A 5,435-nucleotide genomic window follows, 5' to 3' on the forward strand; every position below is an offset into this window, starting at 1 on the left:
TCTCTTTCCGATGCAATTGTCAAAGAGCAAGGCCGTCCAGATTACCAGACAACCGCCAGATGAACAAACCCGAAACAGGCGAAAACCCCGACCATTCGATCGGTCCGTTCCGCCTGACTTTCGGGAAGTCTCCGGTAAGCTTCAGGGCCGCGCCCCGTCGCTGATGAGCGGCTTATAGGACCCCGCTCACCCAACTGTCAACGCCAGCCTTCGCAAAAAGTTCAAAATCCCCGCAAAACGCCCGGCATGGCGGCGGATTGCTTCAATTTTGTTCGATACTATGTCGTTGTTCGCACGACCATTTTCAATCAAACATCCACAGGCGGTCCCCCCGGTCCGCCGGGTTCCGCAGATCGCGCGACGCGCTCCTGATGCGCCAATGCAGCCGGTCCGGGGCCGCTCGCCCAGGATCAGCCACGTTCATCCTGCTTCTGGACCCATGGGTTGGTGGTCGCGGAGGTAGCGCGCGCCCGGCCCGCAGGCTATCTAGAGGCTGTCGCGCGGACTGGGCCAACCAGATCTGGCGACGTGACGGCGGGACCAAAGAGTATTCAATCCGTTTCCGGGCGCTTCAGGCATTTCCCTGGAAAGCGACGTCCGGATCCACGGCAGGGGCAGACTGACACAGGCATGGTGCGCGACAAGCCCGACAACCCAGCAATGGACGCGCCCCAGCGCCGGCCGGCGGAGCGTCTGCACATGGCGCCCGACATTGGCAATGAACCGCCGCTCAATCCCGGCGGCATTTCAGCCCCGCGCGTTGACCGGCGCGCGGTCAGCCCCCGCTGGTTCTCGGGCGCGGTTCTGACCGGCGTCAGCGGTGTCGCCCTGATCGGCTCCGCCATTTATGTCTCACTGGAAAGCGACGCCTCGGTGCTGCGCACGCCAGAAATGGTCAACGCCAGTTATCGCGCCAGCGGGACGCCTGGCGAGGCTCCCGTGGTGTCCACCCGACGCGCCGATCGTCTTGTCCGCTTCGAAATCACCCCGGGCGCCCGGCAGAATTTCAAATCGCCGATGACGCTGCGCGTGGGCGCGATGGAAGTCATCAAGGTGCGCAACTTCGTCCGCGTCGCCAGCCCGCTGGCCATGTCGACGGGCCAGTACGCCACCGATATTCCGCAGTTCAATCCGCTGCAGATGTTCACCGACAACAGCGCCGAGCCCGAACGCGAGGCGCAGCCGGAGCCGGATGTGGCTGACGCTGAGGTTTCTCTCGTCAAAACCAGCCTGACCGGTGCTGAAACCTTTGCGTCCTCAGGCCTTTCCGAATCCGAAGCAGCCGCCCAGATCCGGCAGTTGCGCACGATGGCGGCGAAGCAGCCTGCCGTGAACGCCCAGAGTCTGCCGTTGCCGCCCCAATTGCTGCTGTCGCGCAGTCTGCGCCAGTTCGACAGCGGCGGTGAAGCCGGCGTCGAAGGGGGGGCTTTCGGCCAGGCTTCGGACGCGCCCTTCTCGCGCATCGAAGTGCACGTCATTCCAGAAAATCTGACGGTGTTGCCCAAGGCGACGCAGGACGCCGCCCAGGCTTCGGACGAAGAACTTGTGACCCTGAAAAAGGACGAGACGCTCGAAGCCGCGTTGCGGGCCAGGGGCGCAGACGACGAACAGATTCGCGGCATCCTGCGGGCGATCGCCGCGAAGATGCGCATTGGCGCCATTGGCGAAGGCAACCGCCTGCGGATTCTGGTGGCGCCAGCCCCTGTTGCGGCCGGCCAGACGTCGACGCGACGCCAGATCGTCCGGGTCATGGTGATCGGCGCCAACAAGGTCGAGGCGATCGCCGCGCTCGACGACAGGGGCGTTTTCGTCGCCATTGAGCCCGAGAACGAGACCACGCAGAATGCGCGCGCCTCCCAGAGCGATGATGATGACGACAACAGCGACAGCGGCGCGCCCCGCCTCTACGCCAGCCTCTACGAAACCGGCCTGAAGAACGGACTGACCCGTGAGATGGTCGCCGACCTGATCCGGATTTTTGCCTATGACTTCGATCTGGAGCGGCACATCTCGCCGGGCGACCGGCTGGAGGTGTTTTTCGCCGAGGACGAAGAAGGCGGCTCGCCGGAAATGCTGTTCGCCTCACTGACGGTCAATGGCGAGACCCGCAGCGTCTATCGCTATCAGGGACCGGACGGGACAGTCGAGTACTTCGATCGCGACGGCAAATCCCTGAAGAAGTTCCTGCTGCGCAAGCCGATTTCAGAAGGCATCCTGCGCTCCGGCTTTGGCATGCGGCACCACCCGATCCTCGGTTATTCAAAGATGCACACGGGCGTTGACTGGGCCAACAAGGTGGGCACGCCCATCCTGGCGGCGGGCGACGGCCTGGTCGCCCAGGCGGGCTGGCATTCGGGCTATGGCCGCCACACGGAAATCCAGCACACCAACGGCTATGTGACGACCTATTCGCACCAGTCGGCCTTCGCCAAGGGCATCAAGCCCGGGATACGGGTGCGCCAGGGCCAGGTCATCGGCTATCTGGGAAGTTCGGGGCTGTCGACCGGACCGCACCTGCACTACGAGGTGTTGATCAACGGTCGTTTCGTCAATCCGATGCGCATCAAGGTGCCGCGCGGCGGCGAGCTTGACGGCGCGGCCCTGGCCGAGTTCCGGCGGCGGCGCCAGCAGACCGACGAGTTGATGGAGAAGGCCGACGGACCGCGCGTCGCGACCGCCGCGCCGGCGTCGCAACCCCAGCGGCCCTGACGCGACGGGCCCCGACGCGATCAGAAGCCGAGCGAGGCGCGCAGTTCCTGCGGCGTCACGCCCTCCGCCCGCAATTGCCGCAGGGGTTTCGAGCCCAGGCTTTTGGCCAGCTTCTCCCCCGACGCATCGCGAATGAGATCGTGATGCAGATACGCCGGCGCGGGAAATCCCCACAGGGTCTGCAGCAGGCGGTGGATCGCCGTCGCCGCTTCCAGATCGCGACCGCGCACCACATGAGTGACGCCCTGAAGAGCGTCATCCACCGTGACCGAAACATGGTAGCTGGTCGGGGTTTCCTTGCGGGCGACGATGACATCGCCCCAGGCCAGCGGGTCGACAGCGATGGTTTCGGCGTGCAGCGCGGCGTCCAGGGACGGCATGGTCAGCGGCGCGTCGCCGGTTATCGCCGTCGCCTGCTGCACGGCCTTCGCCATGTCGAGCCGCAGGGAGAATGGCCGCCCGGCCAGGTCCGGCGCCGGACCCTGCTCCCCGCAGCGGCAGGTTCCCGGATACAGCGACGCGCCATCCGGATCGCGTCGCGTCTCGCCACTTGCCCGGGTGGCGGCGGCAATGTCCGACCGGGAGCAGAAGCAGCGATAGGTCAGACCTGCGCTGGTCAGCCGTCCGATGTATGCGCCATAGACGCCAAAGCGTTCGCTCTGACGAAGGGGGACGCCGTCGAAACGCACGCCGAGCCATGCAAGATCATCCAGCAGGGCGTCTTCGAATTCGGGCCGGCAACGCGTGGCGTCGATGTCCTCGATGCGTAACAGCAGGCCGCCGCCCAGCTGGCGCGCCAGCCGCTCGTTGAGCAGGGCTGAATAAGCGTGCCCCACATGCAGAAAACCGTTGGGGCTGGGCGCGAAGCGCAGCATCGGTCGCAAAGCCGCCGCCCCCTGTGTTCCACTGCCTTGCATTCCCGATCCGTCCCCAATTCACGTCAGACCGTGACGACGTCGCCGCATCGGCGATGCTGCAAAGAGCGAAAACGCCGCGCCGCATGATGTAAGGGAGCGCCGCACGGGCGCCAACCTGCCCGCCCCTTCCCCGTTCAGGCATTCGTGCGGCCCGGCATTCCGCGCATGATCGCGGCCAGCCGCCAGACCCTGCCTCGTCCCGCTCGCTTGAAAACGTCCTGACGATGGTCCAGCCTGATGGAGATCCCCGAAATCCGGGCCGCAACATCCAGGAACGGCGCATGCTGATCGATTCCGAAGCCGCCCTCCAGGCCAATCTGCAGGGCCTGCTGGCGCTGGATCCGGTGATGGCCGACATGCACGCCGCTGGCGTCAATCCGCCCTTGCGCAAACGCGACGGCGGTTTCAGCGGCCTCATCGCCATCATCATGGCGCAGCAGCTGTCCGTGGCCAGCGCCGCGGCCATCACCACCCGGCTGCGCGCCTCCGTGGCGCCATTCACGCCGGAACAGCTGCTGGCGACGCCACCAGAAACCCTGGTCGCCGCAGGTCTGTCGCAGCCCAAGATCAGGGCCACGATTTCGGTCGCCAGGGCCGCAGCCGGCGGCCGGCTGGATTTCGACGCGCTCGCCGGCATGAGCGGCGAGGCGGCGCACGCCGCGCTGGTCGATGTGAAAGGCATTGGTCCGTGGACCGCCGACATCTATCTGCTGTTTTGCCTGGGCCATCCGGATGTGTTTCCCGCCGGCGATCTCGCCCTGCAGGAAGCGGCCCGCCTCGCCCTGCATCTGGACGCCCGGCCTGATGAAGCGTTGATGGCGGCCCTGGCCCGGCGCTGGAGCCCGTATCGCGGCGTGGCGGCGTTGATGTTGTGGGCTTTTTACGCCGTCACCCGTGGACGGGAGGGCGTGATCAGCGCACCCGCCGAACTGGCCGGTTCCAGCCGCGCCCGGCCGCACAGGACCTGGCGGCCCCAGCGCCGCGCTGTTCTGGCGTTGCTGCTACAGCCTGACGCCGGCGCAACGCCTGGCCTGCCAGCGTGGGCGGATATCCTCGAAGCCCTGCACGCCGCAGATGCCGACGTGCGGCGCGCCGGCGCGGCGGCCCTGGGCGGAGCCCTCAACGGCGCCTTTGACAGCAACCATGCCGGCGCGCTGGCCGGGCGGATCGCCACCGAGACCGAACCAGCGTTGCGCCGGGCGTTGATGCGGATGGCGGGGCAGATGGCCGGCGATGCAGCCAGCGCCAGCCGGCTGTTCACAGCCCTGTCGCGCATCGCCGCTGGCCAGAATGGCGATCGGCCGACCGACCGGCTGGCGGCGCTCGGCGCCCTGGACATTCTGGCGCGGCGACGCCCGGAACTGACGCCGCGCTGGCGACGCCTGCTCGCCAGTCTCGATGCCGGCGGCTCCAGCCGGCTGGAGCAATTTCTGGCAAAGCGGCTTTGACGCCCCCCCCCAAACGAGCCCGGTTTAGCGCCTGGCTTACCAGGTTCTGGTCGGACCCAGGCGGCGGAGCGCATGCCCTGCAACAAAATGCGCCACACTGATGCGCGCTTTGCAGGCCGGGCGCATCAGCATCTTCGCGACCTGGCGTGAGCCGCCCCCGGGGCGCAGCCCCTTCGCATGAGCCAGCCCTGCTGCATCTTGCCGCGCCCCGCTACCAGGCGCCGGCCTGCGGGCCAATCTCATTAACTTGTTGTGCGGTGGTTCTGGCTGCCGCCGCTGCCGGTTGAGAGGGCGGGGCGCGCGTTCCATGCGTGGTGTTTCTGACAGACGCCGCGCCACGGCGTCATGGAGACGCCGTGGC

At 66.9% G+C, this 5,435-nt stretch carries 3 protein-coding genes; 2 read left to right on the forward strand and 1 reads right to left on the reverse strand.

Annotation, left to right across the window (positions count from 1 at the left end):
- Nucleotides 1–630: 630 nt before the first annotated feature.
- Nucleotides 631–2,709 (forward strand): M23 family metallopeptidase, encoded by a 2,079-nt coding sequence (locus tag IE243_RS15460; protein ID WP_244643208.1) that lies wholly within the window; start codon nt 631–633, stop codon nt 2,707–2,709.
- 20 nt (nt 2,710–2,729) lie between these two features.
- Here the strand turns inward: IE243_RS15460 and gluQRS are convergent, their stop codons facing one another.
- A complete protein-coding gene (gene gluQRS / locus IE243_RS15465) occupies nt 2,730–3,626 on the reverse strand; it encodes a tRNA glutamyl-Q(34) synthetase GluQRS (RefSeq protein ID WP_191320299.1) in 897 nt (298 codons plus the stop codon).
- Between the two features lie 281 nt (nt 3,627–3,907).
- Here gluQRS and IE243_RS15470 point away from each other — a divergent pair, with 281 nt between their 5' ends.
- Complete coding sequence (locus tag IE243_RS15470; RefSeq protein ID WP_191320300.1) at nt 3,908–5,074, forward strand: DNA-3-methyladenine glycosylase family protein; 1,167 nt, start codon at nt 3,908–3,910, stop codon at nt 5,072–5,074.
- Nucleotides 5,075–5,435 lie beyond the last annotated feature (361 nt).

The sequence above is a fragment of the Camelimonas fluminis genome, assembly GCF_014656355.1.
GTDB lineage: Bacteria > Pseudomonadota > Alphaproteobacteria > Rhizobiales > Beijerinckiaceae > Camelimonas > Camelimonas fluminis.